Raw genomic sequence first — 20,227 nt, forward strand, 5'->3', positions numbered from 1 at the left:
CCTAGCGCATTGATAGACACAAATAGAGTGGCTGATGGGCCTGTTCCTGCCAGCCACTTTCTCTTTCTGCCCTACCCTGCTTTCACCTAAAATCTCGCCTGTAATACATTCTAAACATCAATAGATTTACCGGCCCCTATTAACATCATTACAATACACCCTATAGATTTCAAAGTGCGGCCAACACACCGGCACCTTGAAAGATGACGATATCGTGCAGAATGTTTTTTGAGGTGTAATGAACGACAATAAAATGACTCCGCTTGAGCTTCGGGCAACCTGGGGGCTGGGCAGCGTTTTCTCACTGCGCATGCTGGGCATGTTTATGGTTTTGCCGGTTCTCACCACCTATGGTATGGCACTGTCTGGCGCCAGCGAAGCGCTAATCGGCATAGCCATTGGCATCTACGGACTGGCTCAAGCTATTTTTCAGATCCCCTTTGGATTAGTTTCCGATCGTATTGGCCGCAAACCGCTGATCGTGGGCGGCCTGTTAATTTTTGCCCTTGGTAGTGTGATTGCTGCCATGAGTGATTCTATTTGGGGCATTATTCTGGGCCGCGCGCTACAAGGCTCCGGTGCCATTGCCGCCGCCGTCATGGCGCTGCTATCTGATTTGACCCGTGAACAAAATCGCACCAAAGCCATGGCATTTATCGGTGTCAGTTTTGGTATTACCTTTGCGATTGCCATGGTGCTCGGGCCCATCGTCACCCATGCCTTTGGCCTGCATGCCCTGTTCTGGGCTATCGCCATACTGGCGCTATTAGGGATTGTCATTACATTAGCTGTGGTGCCGGATGCTGATAACCATGTACTTAACCGCGAGTCCAGTATTGTTAAAGGTAGCGTCAGTAAGGTGTTAAGTAACAGCCGGTTGCTTAAGCTCAATTTTGGCATTATGTGCCTGCATATTTTGCTGATGTCGAGCTTTGTTGCATTACCGCAGATTATGGCCAGCGCAGGTTTAGTCCCGGCTCAACACTGGAAAGTGTATCTGGTGACAATGCTGATTTCATTCGCAGCGGTGGTGCCGTTCATTATTTATGCTGAAGTCAAACGCCGCATGAAACAGGTCTTTATGGGCTGCGTTGCGGTGCTGTTTGCCGCCGAAGTAGTGCTGTGGTCTGCCGGCCACAACCTCTGGGTGATTATTGCTGGTGTGCAATTATTCTTCATTGCGTTCAATGTGATGGAGGCTATTTTACCCTCGTTGATCAGTAAAGAGTCACCAGCCGGGTATAAAGGCACGGCAATGGGGATCTATTCCACCAGTCAATTTATTGGCGTAGCTATTGGCGGCAGCTTGGGGGGATGGCTATTTGGCATGGAAGGGGCAAGTATGGTGTTTGCTGGCGGTGCGGTGATTGCGCTCGTGTGGTTTGCAGTCAGTGCCACTATGCAAGAACCGCCCTATGTCAGTAGCCTGCGCATTACCTTATCTGAATTGGCGGTGAAAGACTCCGCATTGGAACAGCGGCTCAAGGCTCAGCCAGGGGTGACAGAAGCGGTTGTAGTGATGGCCGAACGCAGTGCATATATCAAAGTTGATACCAAACAGACTAATCGCAACCAGTTAGAGCAGTTAGTTAACGCGGTATAAGAGAGCGCTAAGGTACAAAGGCTATCAACACCTTTGTACCTGGCTCGTTAACTCAATATCAGTCGCGGAAGTTATTGAACTGGAACGGCTGCCCCAGATCAGCACCACGAATCAAGGCCATGACACTCTGTAAATCATCACGCGCCTTGCCTGTTACCCGGACTTGTTCGCCCTGAATTTGTGCCTGAACTTTCAGCTTGCTGTCTTTAATCAGCTTAACCAGCTTCTTAGCCTGGACACTTTCGATCCCTTGTTTCAGCTTGGCGTCCACACTGTAGGTTTTCCCACTGCGCTCCATCTCTTCCGGGATTTCTAATGCAGCACCTTCAATACCACGCTTGCTCAATTGAGCACGTAAGATATCCAACAACTGCTCAACCTGAAAATCAGATTCGCTGACGACTTTGATACTTTCGTTCTTTTCATTTAGCTCAAAACTCGCCGGAACATTACGAAAATCCCAACGGTTCGCCAGATCACGGGTGGCGTTTTCAACTGCGTTACGCACTTCCTGCATATCAATTTCAGATACGATGTCGAAAGATGGCATATTCCCTCCTCCTGATAAGATGACTGGCAAGCATAATAACCGCTTTATCTACGCAGACAAAGCCATGCCGCAGACAATTACTCAACGAAGCCGCGGTTATTAACGGACCCGATTTGTTGCTAGCCCTGCGTTTAATGACTAAAAAGTCTATAATCAACACATAACATTTAGAACGATGCAGTGTGCTTTCCGCTTACACCAAGGGGGTTTCAATGAAAATTACTGTGCTTGGTTGCGGAGCTCTCGGGCAGTTATGGCTATCAGCGCTGTATCAGCAAGGCCATGATGTACAAGGCTGGCTCCGTGTGCCACAGCCCTTTTGTTCAGTCAATGTTATTACGTTAAGCAATGAGGCGTTCAACCAGAACCTACCGACTAATGATCCAGAGCATTTGTCGAAAAGTGAATTATTACTGGTGTGCTTAAAGGCGTGGCAAGTATCCAGCGCTGTCATCGCCCTATTACCCAAGCTTAACCCTGAGTGTAAAATTTTACTGCTGCATAATGGTATGGGCACAGAGGACGAACTGCCGCGCCATGAGTATACCTTCCTGCATGGTGTAACCACTCATGCAGCCCGACATGACGGCAACACGATAGTCCATGTTGCCAGTGGGGTTACGCATATTGGCCCAACCTCGCCAACGGCAATAGATATCAGCCATCTGGCCGATGTACTACATCAGGCACTGCCGGATGTCGCCTGGCATAACGATATATCAGCAGCTTGTTGGCAAAAACTGGCGGTAAACTGTGTAATTAACCCGCTCACAGGGCTGTATAACTGCCGCAATGGTGACTTGCAGCGCTACCCGGAGCTGATTAGCAGTTTATGTGCCGAGGTAGCCAGTGTTATGGAGATGGAGGGCTACCACACCTCAACCAGCAGCCTGTTAAGCTATGTTAACGATGTTATCCAGAGTACCGCAGATAATACCTCGTCGTTATTGCAGGATTTACGCTGCCAGCGGCATACCGAGATAGATTACATTACTGGTTATTTACTGCGGCGTGCGCGCAACCACGGTATGACGTTACCGGAAAATGCCCACTTATATGATTTAATAAAACGTAAGGAAAATGAGTATGAGCGTATCGGCGCTGGTTTGCCTGGCTCCTGGTAGCGAAGAGACCGAGGCGGTCACCACTATTGATGTTCTGGTGCGCGCCGGTATCGAGGTAACAACCGCCAGTGTCGCCAGTGATGGAGCATTGGAAATTGTCTGTTCACGCGGTGTCCGCTTGCTGGCAGATACCCGTTTAGTGGATGTGGCGGATCAGAAATTTGATGTGGTGGTCCTGCCTGGTGGTATAAAAGGTGCGGAATGTTTTCGCGATAGCCCGCTGCTGGTTGCTACTGTGCGTCAAACCCATAATGAAGGACGACTGGTGGCCGCCATTTGCGCTGCTCCCGCCTTGGTACTTGAGCATCACAATTTGTTCCCTGTTGGCAATATGACCGGCTTCCCAGCACTGAAAGATAAAATCGATGCCACTAAATGGATGGATCAGCGGGTAGTTTATGATCGGCGGGTGAATTTGGTCACCAGCCAAGGGCCGGGTACTTCCATCGATTTCGCACTGAAGATCGTATTTTTGCTGCTCGGCAGGGAAAAGGCCGAAGAAATCGCCTGGCAGTTGGTACTACCGCCAGGGATTTATAACTATACCCTTCAGACTTGAAGCCGCAGGGTTGTTAGCTACGCGCACTACTCGGCCCGTCCATGAGCCTCGCCTCTGCGAGGCCGCTGCTAGCAGCGTTCAAATCTGCTCCGGGCAGATTTGTCACCCGAATCACTTACCTGAGTAAGCTCATTGGGATGAGTTTGCTGGCTGCCTACCTGCAACTCCAATTACTTTGGGTATATAGTGAATATGATCATAGCAACCACGGCGCAAGCCCAGAGTGGCAAAGCGCAGTAGCCGCTGACGATCCCCAACAAGGAGTCGCGAGCGAAAGGAGTTTGAGCACAACGCAAGCTCAAAATACACACGCGCAGTAGCCGTTAACTATCCCAACAAGGCGTCGCGAGCAAAGTCAGTCTGGGTGCGCCCAGCGCGCAGCCAACGGAGCGTACACGTAGTACGTGACGGCGGCGAGCACTGCGCAAGCCCAGAATGGCAAAGCGCAGTAGCCGTTAACTATCCCCAACAAGGCGTCGCGAGCAAAGTCAGTCTGGGTGCGCCCAGCGCGCAGCCAACGGAGCGTACACATAGTACGTGAGGAGTTCGAGCACTGCGCAAGCCCAAAATCCACACCCGCAGTAGCCGTCAATTATTCAAAAACTAAGGGCGGTACACTTTTACGTTTGTATACCCCTGCTCACGCAAGTAAAGCGCCTGCAAACGACTCATCACCCCGCGATCGCAATACAGCAGATAAGTCTTGCTCTGATCCAGACTGGCGAATTGCGAACTCAGTTTATAGAACGGTAATGCGTGAACTTCTACACTGCCCACGTTAAGCGGCTTTTCGTCCTGCTCATCCGGTGCGCGAATATCCAGCAACACATCGGTATCGGCCAGTTCAGCAACGGTTTCAACCTCAACAACCTGCTCACGGCTTTGCTCGGCAATTTCACGAATATCAACGTTTTTAGCTTCGCTGACGACCCGGTCCAGAATAGAGAAATCAAAGTGGGACTCCTCTTCTTCAATCTTGGCTTTGACCGCTTTCACCGTAGGGCTTTTGGAAATCACGCCGCAATATTCCGGCATGGTTTTTGCGAAATCTTCAGTGCCTATTTGCCGCGCCAGATTAATGATGTGCTCTTTATCATGGGAAATCAGTGGGCGCAAAATCAGGGTGTCTGAAGCATTATCAATTAACCGCAGATTGGTTAATGTTTGGCTGGAAACTTGCCCCAGTGCTTCACCGGTAACCAGTGCCTGCACACCATAACGTTCTGCAACCTGCGATGCCGCACGCACCATCATGCGCTTGAGTACTACGCCCATCTGACCATCTTCGACTTTTTCGAGAATTTCGCCGACAACCGGTTCAAAATCAATAGCAACAAAACGCACCCGATGGGAGCTGCCAAAACGGTTCCACAGATAATGAGCTACCTGCTTGACACCAATTTCATGAGCCGAGCCGCCGAGATTGAAGAAGCAATAATGCACGCGGCAACCACGACGCATCAGCATATAGCTGGACACACCCGAGTCAAAACCGCCTGAAATCAGCGATAACACATCTTCTTGTGTGCCGATCGGGAAACCACTCAACCCTTCATGACGCGCCTTGATCAGTGTCAGTTTGTCCTGATCAATTTCTAAATGAACCGTAACCTGAGGATGGGTCAGTTTAACTTTTGCACTTTCAATATGTTGATTCAGACCGCCGCCAACATAACGTTCAACATCACCTGACGAAAATTCATGCTTACCGCGGCGCTTCACCCGCACACAGAAAGTTTTCCCGATCAGTGTCTCGCGATAGGCTGCCAGTGTCTGCTCAAAAATATTGTGCATATCGGTGTAGCTGCGATCTTCTACTTCGAGAATATGGTGAATCCCCGGCACGCGGGTCAACGCATCACAGATAACCGGGCCAAGATTGTCATCTTTGGTACGAATTTCAATATGATCCCAATGACGGACTACCGCGAGGGTATCGTCCTCAAGGTTTTTCAGTACATTGCGGATATTCGTAGTAAGGATCTTAATGAAGCGCAATCGCACAGATTGACTCTTGATGGTGATTTCTGGGAACAATTTAATGATAAACTTCATGGCGGTCTTTAGTTGTCTGGTTATGGAGTGATGGCGCTGCTATTGATAGCAACAGTCAAAGGCTTTAGCGAAAACATGCAAGCCGAGGAGTATATCACTATTAGACGTGCCACTGCGTACTAAAAACCCGACTTAAACGTCACGATTTCCCCTTCATTATCCGCTAGAATAGCCGGTAATAATTTTTTGGCCCGAATGTAATTGGTATGGTGAGTTACTCTCAGAAAAAACCTCATTAGCAGGAATGCGTTACGCACCATTAATGTTACGTTTCATAAAAATATCGAGTCGAATAGAGCTATGGCGAAAAAACCCGCAACACCAGAAACCAAAGTGACCAGTTTTGAGACATCCCTCAGTGAACTGGAACAGATTGTGACCCGCCTGGAGTCCGGTGAATTACCGCTGGAAGAAGCGTTAAACGAATTCGAACGGGGTGTGCAACTGGCCCGCCAGGGGCAGCAAACCTTGTTACAAGCGGAACAGCGAGTGCAAGTTCTTCTCAGTGATGATGTAGATGCACCCTTGGCACCTTTCACCCCGGATACTGAATAGCCTTATGTCTATCGCCCACTCATCTGCTGATTTTTATCATCAACTTGCAGCTCATCAGCAACGGGTCAATCAGGCGCTGCTTGATTTTATTGCTCCGCTACCCTTTGGCGACAGCGACTTAGTCGCCGCCATGCGTTATGGTGCCGTGCTCGGCGGTAAGCGGCTGCGCCCTTATCTGGTTTATGCCACCGGCCAAATGTTTGGTCTGTCGCTGACTAATTTAGATGCTCCTGCGGCGGCAATTGAATGTATCCATGCCTATTCATTGATTCATGATGATTTACCGGCGATGGATGACGATGATTTACGTCGTGGGCAGCCGACTTGCCATGTGAAATTTGGTGAGGCCAATGCCATTCTGGCGGGAGACGCACTGCAAACGCTCGCGTTCTCTATTCTGGCTGAAGCGGAGATGCCCGATGTGGCAGATAAAGATCGCTTATCGATGATTGCCGAATTAGCTAAGGCCAGCGGTGTCGCGGGGATGTGTGGGGGTCAGGCATTGGATCTGGAAGCCGAAGCGCGCCAGATTTCACTGGAAGAGCTTGAACGCATCCACCGCCACAAAACCGGCGCATTGATCCGTGCCGCGGTTCGCCTCGGTGCATTGGCTGCGGGCACAGCAGGGCGCGAAGCGTTACCGTTACTTGACAGGTACAGTGAGGCCATTGGTCTGGCCTTCCAGGTTCAGGACGATATCTTAGACGTTATTGGCGATACAGCTACAATTGGTAAACGTCAGGGTTCAGATCAACAACTCGGCAAAAGCACTTATCCGGCACTGCTGGGGTTAGATTGCGCTAAAGCTAAAGCGATGGATCTGTATCAGGAAGCGCTCAGCGCCCTGAATGCCTTGTCAGAGCAATCCTATAACATAGCGCCGTTGCAGGCGTTAGCCTGTTTTATTATTGAGCGTGATAATTAGAAATATACTGACCGTTAATAAACGCTGATATACCCCAAGAACTTAGCGTTGCAGTCAGGCAAAGCGAACCCTTCTGCTGCAACAGATTCTAAGGGTATGCACCCACTTTTGATATGAGCATCGAATGAGCCTTGATATAGCCAAATACCCGACATTGGCACTTGCAGAAAATCCTGAAGAACTGCGCATGTTGCCAAAAGAAAGCCTGCCGAAGTTATGTGATGAACTACGCCAGTATTTGCTCGCGTCCGTCAGTCGCTCCAGTGGGCACTTTGCTTCCGGGCTGGGCGTAGTCGAGCTAACTGTCGCGTTGCATTACGTCTACAACACACCTTTCGACCATCTGGTGTGGGACGTAGGTCATCAAGCTTATCCCCACAAAATATTAACCGGTCGTCGCGAACAGATCGGTACTATTCGCCAGAAAGATGGTTTACATCCTTTCCCTTGGCGTGGTGAAAGTGAATATGATGTGCTCTCGGTTGGCCATTCCTCAACCTCAATCAGTGCAGGCCTGGGGATGGCTGTCGCAGCTGAACGGGAAGGTAAAGGGCGGCGGACTGTTTGTGTTATCGGTGACGGTGCTATTACAGCGGGTATGGCTTTCGAAGCAATGAATCATGCCGGTGATATTCACTCAGACATGCTGGTTATCCTCAACGATAACGAAATGTCTATCTCAGAAAATGTCGGTGGTTTGAACAATCATCTGGCTCAGTTATTATCGGGTAAGCTCTATGCCAGCCTGCGTGAAGGTGGCAAAAAGGCATTTTCTGGCTTACCACCGATTAAAGACCTGTTGAAACGGACTGAAGAGCACCTAAAAGGGATGGTGGTGCCAAGTACCTTATTCGAAGAGTTAGGCTTTAATTATATTGGCCCGGTTGATGGGCACGATGTGCAAGCATTGGCACAAACGTTGAAAAACATGCGTGACCTGAAAGGCCCGCAGCTGCTGCACATCATGACTAAAAAGGGCAAAGGCTACGCACCGGCTGAGAAAGATCCGATTGGCTGGCATGCAGTGCCGAAGTTTGATCCCGCCTCCGGTACTTTGCCGAAAAGCCAGGGTAGCCTGCCGACTTACTCCAAGATTTTTGGTGAATGGTTATGTGAAACCGCCGCCAAAGACAGCCAGTTAATGGCCGTCACCCCTGCTATGCGCGAAGGCTCTGGGATGGTGCGTTTCTCTCGGGAATACCCCCAGCAATATTTCGATGTGGCTATCGCTGAGCAACATGCAGTGACCTTTGCCGCAGGATTAGCCATTGGGGGCTACAAACCGATTGTGGCTATCTACTCCACCTTCCTGCAACGAGCATATGACCAACTGATTCACGATGTTGCCATCCAAAACCTGCCCGTTCTATTTGCTATTGACCGTGGTGGCCTGGTGGGTGCGGATGGCCAAACCCATCAGGGTGCGTTTGACCTCTCATTCATGCGCTGCATTCCAAATATGGTCATCATGACCCCAAGTGATGAAAACGAGTGCCGTCAGATGCTTCACACCGGTTATCACCACCACGGCCCTGCGGCGGTACGTTACCCACGTGGCAACGGCACCGGTACCGACCTGAAACCGTTAGAGATCATGCCGATAGGTAAAGGTATTGTGCGTCGTGAAGGTGAAAATATTGCCATATTATGCTTTGGTACTTTACTGGCTCAGGCCCAGTTCGTCGCCGATAACCTCAATGCCACCTTGGTGGATATGCGTTTTGTGAAGCCATTGGATGAGGCGTTGGTACTGGAAATGGCTGCCAGCCATGAGGTATTAGTCACCGTGGAAGAGAACGCCATCATGGGTGGTGCGGGTAGTGGCGTGAATGAATTGCTGATGGCGAAACGGCAATTAGTGCCGGTACTGAATCTCGGTTTATCGGACAGCTTTGTGCCACAAGGTGAACAAGAGGAAATGCGCGCTGAGTTTGGGTTAGATGCTGCGGGTATACAACGCCAGATTGAAACGTGGCTGGCGTGATAACAACTTAATTTACACAGATTGAGCCAAGGCCGACCACTCCTACAGCCGCTCCGGTGGCTCGCGCCACTACGACCCGAACGGAGTGTTTCCCTTGGTTCGAATTTCACCTGCAATTTGAAAGATGACCACACATACCCTATAGATTTCAAGGTGCAGGAAGGCGGCAAGTAAGTGCATCCCGATGAGCTGACATGAGTCAGTGATTCGGGTAAGCGAATGCAGCCAACGCACCTGCAATTTGAAAGATGACCACACATATACCCTATAGATTTCAAGGTGCAGGAAGGCGGCAAGTAAGTGCATCCCGATGAGCTGACATGAGTCAGTGATTCGGGTAAGCGAATGCAGCCAACGCACCTGCAATTTGAAAGATGACGGGTATTAGTAGAATAAATCAATTGGCCAATAGTGCCCGATAACAAAGATAATCGCCGCCGCAATCACCCCGGCAATAATGTCATCGATCATGATCCCCATGCCACCATGGACATTGCGATCAAACCAGCGAATCGGCCAAGGCTTCCAGATATCAAAAACTCGGAACGCGACAAAACCCGCAGCGACCCATTGCCAATGATTGACGGGCAATGCCATCAGGGTTATCCACATGCCGACAAATTCATCCCAAACGATACTGCCATGGTCATGAACCTGCATATCTTTGGCGGTACGATGACAAATGTAGACACCAATGCAGATGCTGAACATTACAGCCAAAGAATAAAGCTGCCATGGGAGCTGGATCAATAGCAGCCAGAATGGGATTGCCGCAATTGACCCCATGGTACCGGGTGCCCATGGTGATAAACCACTACCAAAGCCGGTGGCCAGCAAATGCCAAGGATTGGTTAACCGCAAACGGCGTTTGGCTTCATCCATGGGATTTACCTGTTGAGAAGTGATCAAAACCACGAAAATCCAGTTGTACTGCCTTACCTTCACGGAAGAATTTAACACCTTCCGATTGCGGGCCTACCTGCCCAATACAAGTATAGCCTGCGCCGGTATTACTGAGAGCGACATCCAGTGCACCACGGTTTATCTCAGGTACGGTAAAGCACAACTCATAATCTTCACCACCACTCAACGCCCAGCGTAGAGCCTGTTCAGCGTCAACCTGACGTGTTAGCGCATCAGAGTAAGGCAATGCATCCAACTCAATACGCGCCCCACAATTGCTCGCTTTCAGGATATGTTGCAGATCAGAAATCAGCCCGTCGGAAATATCAATGGCAGAGCTGGCAAGGTCGCGCAATGCCTGCCCTTGCAGCACCCGTGGCTGTGGCCGCAGATGACGGTGAATTAATGCAGACCTATCGGCTTCGTTATCAACTCGCAACGCATTTTGCAAAATCGCCAGTCCTGCGGCACTGTCACCTAGCGTACCGGTAACATAAATCCAGTCACCAATTCGCGCACCGGCTCGGGTCAATGCCCGCCCTTCCGGTACCAAACCTTGAATGGTCAGCGTTAGACTCAATGGCCCACGAGTAGTATCACCACCAATCAGTTGCATACCGTAATAGTTAAGTTGATCAAATAAGCTATCACTGAATGCCTGCAACCAGTCTTCATTTACATTGGGTAGGGTTAAAGCAAGAGATAACCAGGCAGGATCGGCACCCATTGCAGCTAAATCGCTAAGGTTTACCGCTAAAGATTTGTAACCAAGATCGGCCGGATCGATATCCGGTAGGAAATGAACGCCCGACACCAGTGTATCCGTACTGATGGCCAACAGCTGTTTTTCTGCCACGGTGAGAAGTGCGCAGTCGTCTCCAATACCCAGCTCTACATCCCGGCGATTACTTCTAAACCGGTCAAAGTAGCGGGCAATGAGGTCAAATTCGCCACATGCCATAATACAATTCCAGGAGTGTTTACCAATATATGATTAAGGCCGGTTCCCGGCCTTAATCATATCCCTCTTCACTTGACGCGGTGTTAGCGCTGCCAATGACTTTGGGTATATTATTTCTTTTTACGTACTGTCGGAGCTACTTTATCCAGCACGCCATTTACGAACTTGTGACTATCTTCCGCACCGAAAGTTTTGGCCAGTTCGATAGCTTCATTGATTGCCACTTTATAAGGGACATCATTACGTTTGCTCAGTTCAAACAGTGCAATACGCAGAATAGCTCTTTCAACCTGACCTAATTCCTCGAGCTGGCGGGAAAGAAAAGGTGTCATTAACGCATCCAAAGATGTGGCATTAACTGCGACCCCTGACAGCAATTCGCGAAAATAGGAGATGTCTACATCTTTGACATCCTGCTCCGACAGGAACTGTAATTCAACATCAGCGATGTCGTTTTTAGACAACTGCCAAGAGTAAAGCGCTTGAACAGCGCACTCACGAGCGCGGCGACGAGCAGCAGGTTTCACGGAATTCCCCTTAACTAAATTCAGCCTTTAATAGCTTTGATTACATTAATCATTTCAAGTGCGGTCAGGGCAGCTTCTGCACCTTTATTACCCGCTTTAGTACCAGCACGCTCAATTGCCTGCTCAATACTTTCTGTGGTCAGCACACCGAAAGCGACTGGAATATCGCTATTCATGGCTACACTTGCCAAGCCAGAACTCGCTTCACCAGCAACATATTCAAAGTGCGCAGTTCCCCCACGGATAACCGTACCCAGCGCAATTACCGCATCGTAACGATTTGTTTTTGCTAATACATTGGCAACCAGCGGCAACTCATAGGCACCCGGTACCCAAACAACAGTAATGTTGTCATCAGCTACCTGACCAATGCGCTTCAGGGCATCAATTGCACCTTCCAGCAGACTGTCGTTGATAAAGTTGTTAAAACGCGCAATTGCAATCGCCACGCGGGCATTAGGAGTAGCAACAACACCTTCGATAACGTTCATAGCTTTCCTCAATATGGGTTCATACCCCGCAGGGGGGCGGATTCTATCATATTCTTTCACGCCCCGCCCCTGCGCATTTACAAAACGCTTGGCAAGACGATGATTGAGCTTCGGGAAATTCTGCCGGAAAATTCAATTAATACTTCGGTTTCAAACGCAAACGTAAGTCTGGCCCCACCTGACGTACATCACTGAAGACAAATTCAGGGGCTTGTGCTAAATGCGTTAATCCAGCCAACTGGCACAATCCGCGGGCATCGCTACCCAACAGTTTTGGCGCGATATACAGAATTAACTCATCAACCACACCGGCCTGTAATAGTGCGCCTGCCAGTTGTGGCCCGGCTTCAACCCACACTGAGTTAATTTGCCGCTTGCCAAGTTGCATCATCAATAATACCAAATCCACACCATTACCATGGCGAGGTAACAATAACTGCTCGACATTATCTGGCCATGGCTGCTGATCCGCCTCAACCCGCGCCAGCCAGCATGGGCCATTTTGTTGTGTCACTTTGTGTTCAGGCGTTACACGGTTATGGCTATCCAATATAATCCGAACCGGTGGGCGCAGCGAATCTTGGGGATACAAGGCTTGCGTTTGGGCATCTAACTCCGACCAGCGCACCGTGAGCGAAGGGTCATCCGCTATTACGGTGGCACTGGTACTGAGAATCGCCGAACTCTCAGCCCGAAAACGCTGCACATCCTGGCGTGCCTGTGGCGACGTAATCCACTGGCTTTCACCCGAGGCCATCGCGGTACGTCCATCTAATGATGCCGCCATTTTCAATTGCAAATAAGGAAAACCGGTACGCATCCGCTTTAGGAAACCAAGATTCACGGCTTCAGCTTCCGCCAACATCAAACCGTGGTCGACTGCAACCCCGGCCTGTTTCAATTTATATAACCCACGCCCGGCAACTTGCGGATTGGGGTCCTGCATTGCCGCCACGACTCGGGTTACACCAGCGGCCACCAGTGCATCCGCACAAGGCGGCGTGCGCCCGTGGTGACTACAAGGCTCAAGGGTGACATAAGCCGTTGCACCACGCGCTTTCTCACCCGCCATGCGTAATGCATGTACTTCGGCGTGTGGCTCTCCGGCTCGCAAATGATACCCTTCGCCGATAATTTCACCATCACGCACCAATACACACCCAACATTTGGGTTTGGCGAGGTAGTAAACCGCCCTAACCGCGCGAGTTCAAAAGCGCGGGCCATATAGAACTCATCAGTCTGCATGGCTTTCCTTCCGTTTATTGCGTCGCTTTATGGCTGCGCGACCCTCGCTAAATAACCATTTGACGCGAATTAATCCTGCAAACGGGCAATTTCTTCACCGAATTCACGAATGTCTTCAAAGCTACGATAGACCGAGGCGAAGCGAATATAGGCCACTTTATCGAGCCGTTTGAGGGCTTCCATCACCAGGTTACCCACCATTTTCGTCGGAACTTCCCGCTCGCCCGTGGCGCGCAATTGGGATTTGATATGACTTATTGCTGTTTCGACATCATCAGAGCTAACCGGACGCTTTTCTAATGCTTTCAGCATGCCACGCCGTAATTTATCTTCGTTGAAGGGTTCGCGCACATCATCACTTTTAACCACGCGCGGCAACACCAGTTCTGCCACTTCGAAAGTGGTAAAACGTTCATTACAATCTAAACACTGGCGGCGGCGGCGCACTTGCGAACCATCGCTCACCAGACGGGAGTCAATGACTTTAGTATCCACAGCGGCACAAAACGGGCAATGCATAGTGCTTCCTGATGAGTGAGCCAAAACTTAGCCCCAGTTTACCGCGAACTGCCACGACAACAAAGTGCGGAAACGGCAGTTTATCTTGATTCAACTATTGAGCAGCTTCTGGTTCAGTGGATTTAGGCTTTATCAGCACAGGCCATTCCTTTTGCAGCGCTAACCAAACTTTACGATCCGGGGATAATATATTGAGAGGGTCGAAAGGGTATTGGGCTGGTGTGCCCTTAACGAATATCTGAGTAACCAGTCCATAGAGCCAATTTGCTTGCACCACTTGGTCATAACCCGTATATTTCCTTAATTCAGTAATTAGCCCTTTTAATTCTAATAAATCGTTTGCTAACTGCATATTTACATTTTTGTTATCTTGGAATAAATCAGGAAAGAGGACAGAAGCAATAGCATTCACGAATCGTGTCCAAAGCGTGTCATGCTTATTTGATAATTTTAGCAGCAGAGAGTTTATCAACGCCAAGGCATTAGGACTTGTTTTGCACACAATAACCAGGCTATTATTTAACTCAGGCAATGACCCCATATTCATGATTATTTCTTTGTCATAAGACTCTATCAGTTTCTCAATTTCTTTATATCGAAGTTGAAGTTTATCTAAGTCATGTTCCCCAGACATGCTGCCTTTAAATATGACATCTTTATTTATTGTTAAATCTTTCCCTCGATATATATTAGATTCAAATATCTTATGCTGCATTAGGCATAGACCTCGCGCGAGAGAATATAGATGTATAAGCTTCATTAGCTTATTCTCTGCACATCTAATACTCTCTCTAGCTGAATTTATTTTTTCATGATCTACAGACGCCGCATTGGAGCAAGACTCTGTTGATAACACAGCTTCCTGCGTCATATTTTCCTTTATGATAAATTGATATTTATTATTAGTCCCCTTTGATAATACATACTTATCACAGATATTAAGTTTGTTGTTTTTTGTGGCAGATTCAAGTTCGTCAATAAATCTTTTACACTTACCAGATATTCCCCACCACAAAAAACTATCATTTGCTTTTACCCGTAGGTATGCATTGATTTCATTAATAATAGATTCGATACTATCACCTTCCATAACGCTGTTTATACAAATATCAAGATTACCCCCTTCTTTTATTTCATTGCCTCCAATAGCTATTTTAAAAATGTCTGAAAGATCATGTTTCAGAGTGCTCAGTTGTGAAACACTCTCGGTATCATTGAGGTAATTAATTTTTGAGCCATCGATTTTATTAGCGTCCATCCCTACCTCTATTTTAAGCACCCATTTAAATAATGACTAAATAGTAGCAAGAATAAAATAACCAACTATCAGTTCAACTCTATAGTTTATGAAATAAATCAATTAGTTTATCTTCTATTCTTATAAATCACGCCGTGTGAATACAAATAAGAAGCTCATTCATTTCAGAAATGTTTTATTTAACAGAATAAGTAAGTTGAAAATAGTTTGTAATAAATAAAGCGGTGAGGGAAATGGCTTAATATCGTTTTTTTATGGCAAAAATGAAGTCTGGCGACTCAAACAAAAAAGCCCTGATAGCAGCTATACACCGGTATCAGGGCTTGCTTTTCGCACTGCCACTTACAACTTAAGGCAGGATTGAAGGTTGGTCTGCGCCTTCTTTCTCAACTTTCTGCTGCAACATGTGTTCACGTTTCATACCCAGTTTCAACGCCAGCGCGGACGCAACGTAGATGGATGAAACGGTACCGATGGAAACACCGATCAACATCGTCAGTGAGAAGCCTTGCAGCATCGCACCACCGAAGATGAACAGCATCAATACCACCATCAGCGTAGTTGCAGAGGTCATAATAGTACGGCTTAAGGTCTGGGTCAGAGACACGTTCATGATTTCATAAGGCGTACCGCGACGGATTTTGCGGAAGTTCTCACGAATACGGTCCGATACCACGATACTGTCGTTTAGTGAGTAACCAATAACCGACATCAATGAAGCAATGATGGTCAGGTCAATCTCAATCTGGAATAACGACAAGATCCCCATGGTAATGACCACGTCATGGGCCAAAGCGATAACCGCCCCCAGCGCCAGACGCCATTCAAAACGGAAACCGACATAAACCAGAATACACAGTAACGCGACTATCAACGCCATGCCGCCAGCTTGGGCTAAATCGCTGCCCACACTTGGCCCGACGAATTCGATACGTTTTACCGAAGCATTCTTATCAACTGACTCATTAATAACAGAGATAACTTTGTTGCCCAATTCCTGCCCGGCAGTTCCGGTGGCGGGTGGCATACGTACCATCACATCACGGGTGCTACCAAAGTTTTGCAGAATTGGCGATTCAAAGCCCGCTTTTTCCAGCGTGTCACGCAGTTGATCCAGATCCGCAGGTTTTTCCAGGTTAATTTCAATCACCGTACCACCGGTGAAATCCAGACCCCAGTTGAACCCTTTAGTGGACATCACCACAATCGATGCCACCAACAGCAACAACGAGACGCCGAAAGCGACGTAATCCCAGCGCATAAAGTCATAGACTTTACGGCCATAGTTCAGTTGTTCAACAGTATAATCCTGTGCCACAACGTACTCCTCAAATAGACAGCTTGTTAATGCGCTTGCCGCCGTAAAGCAGGTTGACGATGGCACGAGTACCGACTATAGCGGTGAACATTGACGTTATAACACCGATTGCCGTTGTAATGGCAAAGCCTTTAATCGAACCGGTACCCACAGCATAAAGAATAATTGCCGTGATAAGCGTCGTTACGTTCGCATCGACGATACTTGAGAAGGCACCTTTGTACCCTTCATGAATCGCTTGCTGGATCGTCCGCCCGTTCCTGAACTCTTCTTTTATTCGCTCATTAATCAGTACGTTAGCATCAACTGCTACCGCCAATGTCAATACGATCCCGGCAATACCCGGCATGGTTAATGTCGCCCCCGGTAACAAGGACATCACACCCACGATCAACACCAGGTTAGCCAATAGCGCCGTACTGGCAATCACACCAAATTTACGGTAGTAAATCACCATAAACAGGATAGATACCGCCAGGCCCCACAAGCAAGCTTCCAGACCTTGGGTGATGTTCTGTGACCCCAGAGTTGGCCCGATAGTACGCTCTTCCACAATCTGGATAGGAGCAATCAGAGCACCAGCACGCAGCAACAGGGAAAGCTGACGAGCTTCAGCCGGGTTATCAATGCCAGTAATACGGAAGCTGTTACCCAAGCGTGACTGAATAGTCGCTACGTTGATAACTTCTTCCTGCTTAACCAGAATCGCTCGGCCGTTAGCATCCTTTTTGCCGCTGTCTTTATATTCTACGAACAAAGTCGCCATCGGCTTGCCGATGTTGTCTTTGGTAAAATTAGACATCAGAGAACCACCGGCGCTATCGAGCGAGATATTAACCTGAGCCTGGTTATATTCGTCGGTGCTGGAGGTTGAGTCAGTAATATGGTCACCGGTCAGGATAACGCGCTTGTACAAGACAACCGGGCGGCCTTCACGAGTATTTTTGACTTCTGAATCACCCGGTACCCGACCGGAAGCAGCAACAGAGGCATCAACATTGCTATTTACCAGACGGAACTCAAGTGTTGCCGTCGCACCAAGAATCTCTTTGGCACGCGCGGTATCCTGAATACCCGGTAATTCAACCACAATACGATCCGATCCCTGGCGCTGAACCAACGGCTCGGCTACACCTAACTGGTTAACCCGGTTACGTAGGATAGTAATGTTTTGTTGAACTGCATATTCACGCGCTTCCCGCAGACGGTCATCCGTCATCACTGCCTTTAAGGTATTGCTACCATTGGAGCCAATGACCAGATCACGGTGGCGAGAAGAGAGGTAGCTGACGGCATCATCGCGGGTTTTATCGTCGCGAAAACGCACTTCAACACCATAGTTATCAAGCTTACGCACCGTGGCATACGGGATATTTTTCTCACGCAGATCGGTGCGCAGGGTATCCATCGTTTGCTCTTGCAGTTTGCCCAGCGCAGTATCCATATCCACTTCCATCAGGAAGTGCACACCGCCGCGCAGGTCAAGACCCAGCTTCATCGGCTCTGCACCTAGCTTGGCAAGCCAAGAGGGTGTTGCCGGAGCCAGATTCAGCGCGATAACGTATTTGTCACCCATCGCAGCCATCAGTGCCTCACGGGCACGCAACTGGACGTCAGGATCTCTAAAGCGAGCCAGGATTGCACCGTTCTCCAGCGCAATAGACTTGCTCGCTATGTTGTCTTTTTCTAAAACGTCACGGACTTGGACCAGCGTTGTTTCACTGGCGGCGATTCCTCGCGCACCAGTGATTTGAACAGCCGGATCCTCACCATAAAGGTTGGGAAGTGCGTATAGCAGACCGATGAAGATCACAACGATCAGCATCAGATACTTCCACAAAGGATAACGGTTTAACACGGCAATTCCCTTCGGGAAAATCGAAAATTACAGAGCCTTCATTGTACCTTTCGGTAAAACGGCAGCAACGAAGTCACGTTTGATCATCACTTCAGTGGTGTCGTTCAGTGCGATTACGATATAACCCGTTTCCGCAACTTTAGTTACACGACCAAGTAAACCACCCGTGGTTAGCACTTCATCACCTTTACCAATAGAATCCATCAGTTTTTTGTGTTCTTTGGCACGTTTTTGCTGTGGACGCAGGATCATGAAGTAGAAAATAAGACCAAATACCACCAGCATAATCACCAGGGAGTACGGGCTGCTTTGAGCCGGAGCCCCAGCGGATGCGACAGCATCGGAAATGAAAAGACTCATTAAAATTCCCTCATTGTTATCAATATCAATAATGTGAAATCAGTGCGATAAAACAGAAACGGTAAATCGTAACTGTTAGATCTACAAATACAAAGGCAATAATTTTAAAATCAGGCATTTAATGGCGGAACAGGTTTCCCAATCCGGCCATAGAAATCTTCAACGAAGACCTCTAATTTACCCTCTTCAATAGCCTGACGTAAACCCGCCATTAAGCGCTGGTAGTAACGCAGGTTATGAATAGTATTTAGTCGCGCACCCAGTATTTCGTTGCAACGGTCAAGATGATGCAAGTAGGCACGACTATAATTGCGACAAGTGTAGCAATCACAATGTTCATCCAACGTTGCAACATCATCCTTATGCGTGGCATTACGGATTTTTACCACACCGTCAGTGACGAACAAATGGCCGTTACGGGCATTACGCGTAGGCATCACACAGTCAAACATGTCGATACCACGGCGCACACCTTCTACCAGATCCTCTGGTTTCCCCACGCCCATCAGATAACGTGGTTTATCTGCCGGAATCTGCGGGCAAACATGCTCCAAAATACGATGCATATCTTCTTTTGGTTCACCCACCGCCAAACCGCCCACAGCGTAACCATCAAAACCGATATCTACCAGCCCTTTTACTGACACATCACGTAAATCTTCGTAAACACCACCCTGAATAATACCAAACAATGCATTTTTATTGTTCAGTTCATCAAAGCGTTGGCGACTACGGGCCGCCCAGCGCAACGACATCTCCATCGAACGCTTGGCATAATCCCAGTCCGCGGGATAGGGGGTGCATTCATCAAAAATCATCACGATATCGGAGCCGAGATCGTACTGAATTTCCATTGATTTTTCTGGGCTAAGGAACACTTTATCGCCGTTGATCGGGTTTTGGAACATCACCCCTTCTTCTTTGATTTTGCGCATCGCACCCAAGCTGAATACCTGGAAGCCGCCGGAGTCAGTCAGAATCGGGCCATGCCACTGCATGAAATCATGCAAGTCACCATGCAACTTCATGATTTCCTGACCTGGACGCAACCACAGGTGGAAAGTGTTACCCAGCAAAATCTGCGCACCGGTCTCTTTTACTTCTTCCGGTGTCATCCCTTTAACTGTGCCATAGGTGCCAACAGGCATAAATGCCGGGGTTTCTACCACGCCACGCTCAAAGATAAGACGACCACGACGGGCGCGCCCATCAGTTGTTTGTAATTCGTACTTCACATAACCTCCAGCACTAGAGAAACAGTCTAATGCGTGATTAAAAGGAACGCATGATAACAACTGTCTAACCCGCTACACAAGCCAGCCAGCTTAAGTGGTGTTTGTTATGCTTTGCTAATTTGTGCCATTTTGTGTCATTGTTCTGGCACAAATCTGACACACCCCACCTCATAGGCATCCCTGCCCCATGACTCCA

19 protein-coding genes are annotated in these 20,227 nt (G+C 48.5%); 6 read left to right on the forward strand and 13 right to left on the reverse strand.

The window, feature by feature from the left end; translation table 11 throughout:
- Positions 1-238 precede the first annotated feature (238 nt).
- The gene (locus V1956_RS19950; RefSeq protein WP_102970458.1) at positions 239-1,603 is read left to right on the forward strand and encodes an MFS transporter; all 1,365 of its coding nucleotides are present in this window, start codon (positions 239-241) and stop codon (positions 1,601-1,603) included.
- A gap of 58 nt (positions 1,604-1,661) precedes the next feature.
- Here the strand turns inward: V1956_RS19950 and V1956_RS19955 are convergent, their stop codons facing one another.
- Complete coding sequence (locus tag V1956_RS19955) at positions 1,662-2,153, reverse strand: YajQ family cyclic di-GMP-binding protein (RefSeq protein ID WP_083160041.1); 492 nt, start codon at positions 2,151-2,153, stop codon at positions 1,662-1,664.
- Positions 2,154-2,365: 212 nt separating this feature from the next.
- On the opposite strand from V1956_RS19955, the gene panE reads away from it, so the two are divergent.
- Together panE and yajL are read left to right on the forward strand one after the other, a co-directional pair.
- On the forward strand, positions 2,366-3,277 hold the full coding sequence (gene panE / locus V1956_RS19960) for a 2-dehydropantoate 2-reductase (RefSeq protein ID WP_372558190.1): 912 nt from the start codon (positions 2,366-2,368) through the stop codon (positions 3,275-3,277).
- A complete protein-coding gene (gene yajL, locus V1956_RS19965; protein WP_372558189.1) occupies positions 3,240-3,836 on the forward strand; it encodes a protein deglycase YajL in 597 nt (198 codons plus the stop codon). Before panE ends, yajL begins: the two co-directional genes overlap by 38 nt.
- A 603-nt stretch (positions 3,837-4,439) precedes the next feature.
- Here the strand turns inward: yajL and thiI are convergent.
- Positions 4,440-5,891: a tRNA uracil 4-sulfurtransferase ThiI gene (gene thiI / locus V1956_RS19970; protein WP_372558188.1), complete on the reverse strand. Its 1,452-nt coding sequence runs from the start codon at positions 5,889-5,891 to the stop codon at positions 4,440-4,442.
- Positions 5,892-6,191: 300 nt separating this feature from the next.
- Here thiI and xseB point away from each other — a divergent pair, with 300 nt between their 5' ends.
- The 3 genes from xseB to dxs all read left to right on the forward strand — a co-directional run bounded on the left by xseB (position 6,192) and on the right by dxs (position 9,355).
- Positions 6,192-6,446 carry an exodeoxyribonuclease VII small subunit gene (gene xseB / locus V1956_RS19975; RefSeq protein ID WP_372558187.1) on the forward strand — a complete coding sequence of 85 codons (255 nt, stop codon included), beginning with the start codon at positions 6,192-6,194 and terminating at the stop codon, positions 6,444-6,446.
- 4 nt (positions 6,447-6,450) lie between these two features.
- Positions 6,451-7,371: a (2E,6E)-farnesyl diphosphate synthase gene (gene ispA / locus V1956_RS19980; protein WP_372558186.1), complete on the forward strand. Its 921-nt coding sequence runs from the start codon at positions 6,451-6,453 to the stop codon at positions 7,369-7,371.
- A gap of 124 nt (positions 7,372-7,495) precedes the next feature.
- Complete coding sequence (gene dxs / locus V1956_RS19985) at positions 7,496-9,355, forward strand: 1-deoxy-D-xylulose-5-phosphate synthase (RefSeq protein WP_442825553.1); 1,860 nt, start codon at positions 7,496-7,498, stop codon at positions 9,353-9,355.
- Between the two features lie 384 nt (positions 9,356-9,739).
- Here the strand turns inward: dxs and pgpA are convergent, their stop codons facing one another.
- The 11 genes from pgpA to tgt form a co-directional block, all read right to left on the reverse strand.
- Positions 9,740-10,237, reverse strand: a complete 498-nt coding sequence (gene pgpA / locus V1956_RS19990) for a phosphatidylglycerophosphatase A (protein ID WP_338628848.1) — start codon at positions 10,235-10,237, stop codon at positions 9,740-9,742.
- The gene (thiL, locus tag V1956_RS19995) at positions 10,230-11,219 is read right to left on the reverse strand and encodes a thiamine-phosphate kinase (protein ID WP_083160057.1); all 990 of its coding nucleotides are present in this window, start codon (positions 11,217-11,219) and stop codon (positions 10,230-10,232) included. The genes pgpA and thiL overlap by 8 nt, the downstream gene beginning before the upstream one ends.
- A gap of 110 nt (positions 11,220-11,329) precedes the next feature.
- A complete protein-coding gene (nusB, locus tag V1956_RS20000; RefSeq protein WP_083160059.1) occupies positions 11,330-11,746 on the reverse strand; it encodes a transcription antitermination factor NusB in 417 nt (138 codons plus the stop codon).
- A gap of 20 nt (positions 11,747-11,766) precedes the next feature.
- Positions 11,767-12,237, reverse strand: a complete 471-nt coding sequence (ribH, locus tag V1956_RS20005; RefSeq protein ID WP_005182120.1) for a 6,7-dimethyl-8-ribityllumazine synthase — start codon at positions 12,235-12,237, stop codon at positions 11,767-11,769.
- A gap of 136 nt (positions 12,238-12,373) precedes the next feature.
- A complete protein-coding gene (gene ribD, locus V1956_RS20010; protein WP_420074246.1) occupies positions 12,374-13,483 on the reverse strand; it encodes a bifunctional diaminohydroxyphosphoribosylaminopyrimidine deaminase/5-amino-6-(5-phosphoribosylamino)uracil reductase RibD in 1,110 nt (369 codons plus the stop codon).
- 69 nt (positions 13,484-13,552) lie between these two features.
- On the reverse strand, positions 13,553-14,002 hold the full coding sequence (gene nrdR, locus V1956_RS20015) for a transcriptional regulator NrdR (RefSeq protein WP_005182112.1): 450 nt from the start codon (positions 14,000-14,002) through the stop codon (positions 13,553-13,555).
- Between the two features lie 94 nt (positions 14,003-14,096).
- Positions 14,097-15,260, reverse strand: a complete 1,164-nt coding sequence (locus tag V1956_RS20020; protein WP_442825554.1) for a hypothetical protein — start codon at positions 15,258-15,260, stop codon at positions 14,097-14,099.
- A 349-nt stretch (positions 15,261-15,609) separates the two neighbouring features.
- A complete protein-coding gene (secF, locus tag V1956_RS20025; protein WP_083160065.1) occupies positions 15,610-16,578 on the reverse strand; it encodes a protein translocase subunit SecF in 969 nt (322 codons plus the stop codon).
- 10 nt (positions 16,579-16,588) lie between these two features.
- Positions 16,589-18,436, reverse strand: a complete 1,848-nt coding sequence (gene secD, locus V1956_RS20030) for a protein translocase subunit SecD (RefSeq protein WP_083160067.1) — start codon at positions 18,434-18,436, stop codon at positions 16,589-16,591.
- Positions 18,437-18,463: 27 nt separating this feature from the next.
- Positions 18,464-18,796, reverse strand: a complete 333-nt coding sequence (gene yajC / locus V1956_RS20035) for a preprotein translocase subunit YajC (protein WP_005166605.1) — start codon at positions 18,794-18,796, stop codon at positions 18,464-18,466.
- A 110-nt stretch (positions 18,797-18,906) separates the two neighbouring features.
- Positions 18,907-20,031, reverse strand: a complete 1,125-nt coding sequence (gene tgt / locus V1956_RS20040; RefSeq protein ID WP_372558182.1) for a tRNA guanosine(34) transglycosylase Tgt — start codon at positions 20,029-20,031, stop codon at positions 18,907-18,909.
- Positions 20,032-20,227 lie beyond the last annotated feature (196 nt).

It is taken from the genome of Yersinia sp. 2540 StPb PI, assembly GCF_052217165.1.
In the GTDB taxonomy this organism is placed as follows: Bacteria; Pseudomonadota; Gammaproteobacteria; order Enterobacterales; family Enterobacteriaceae; genus Yersinia; species Yersinia enterocolitica_E.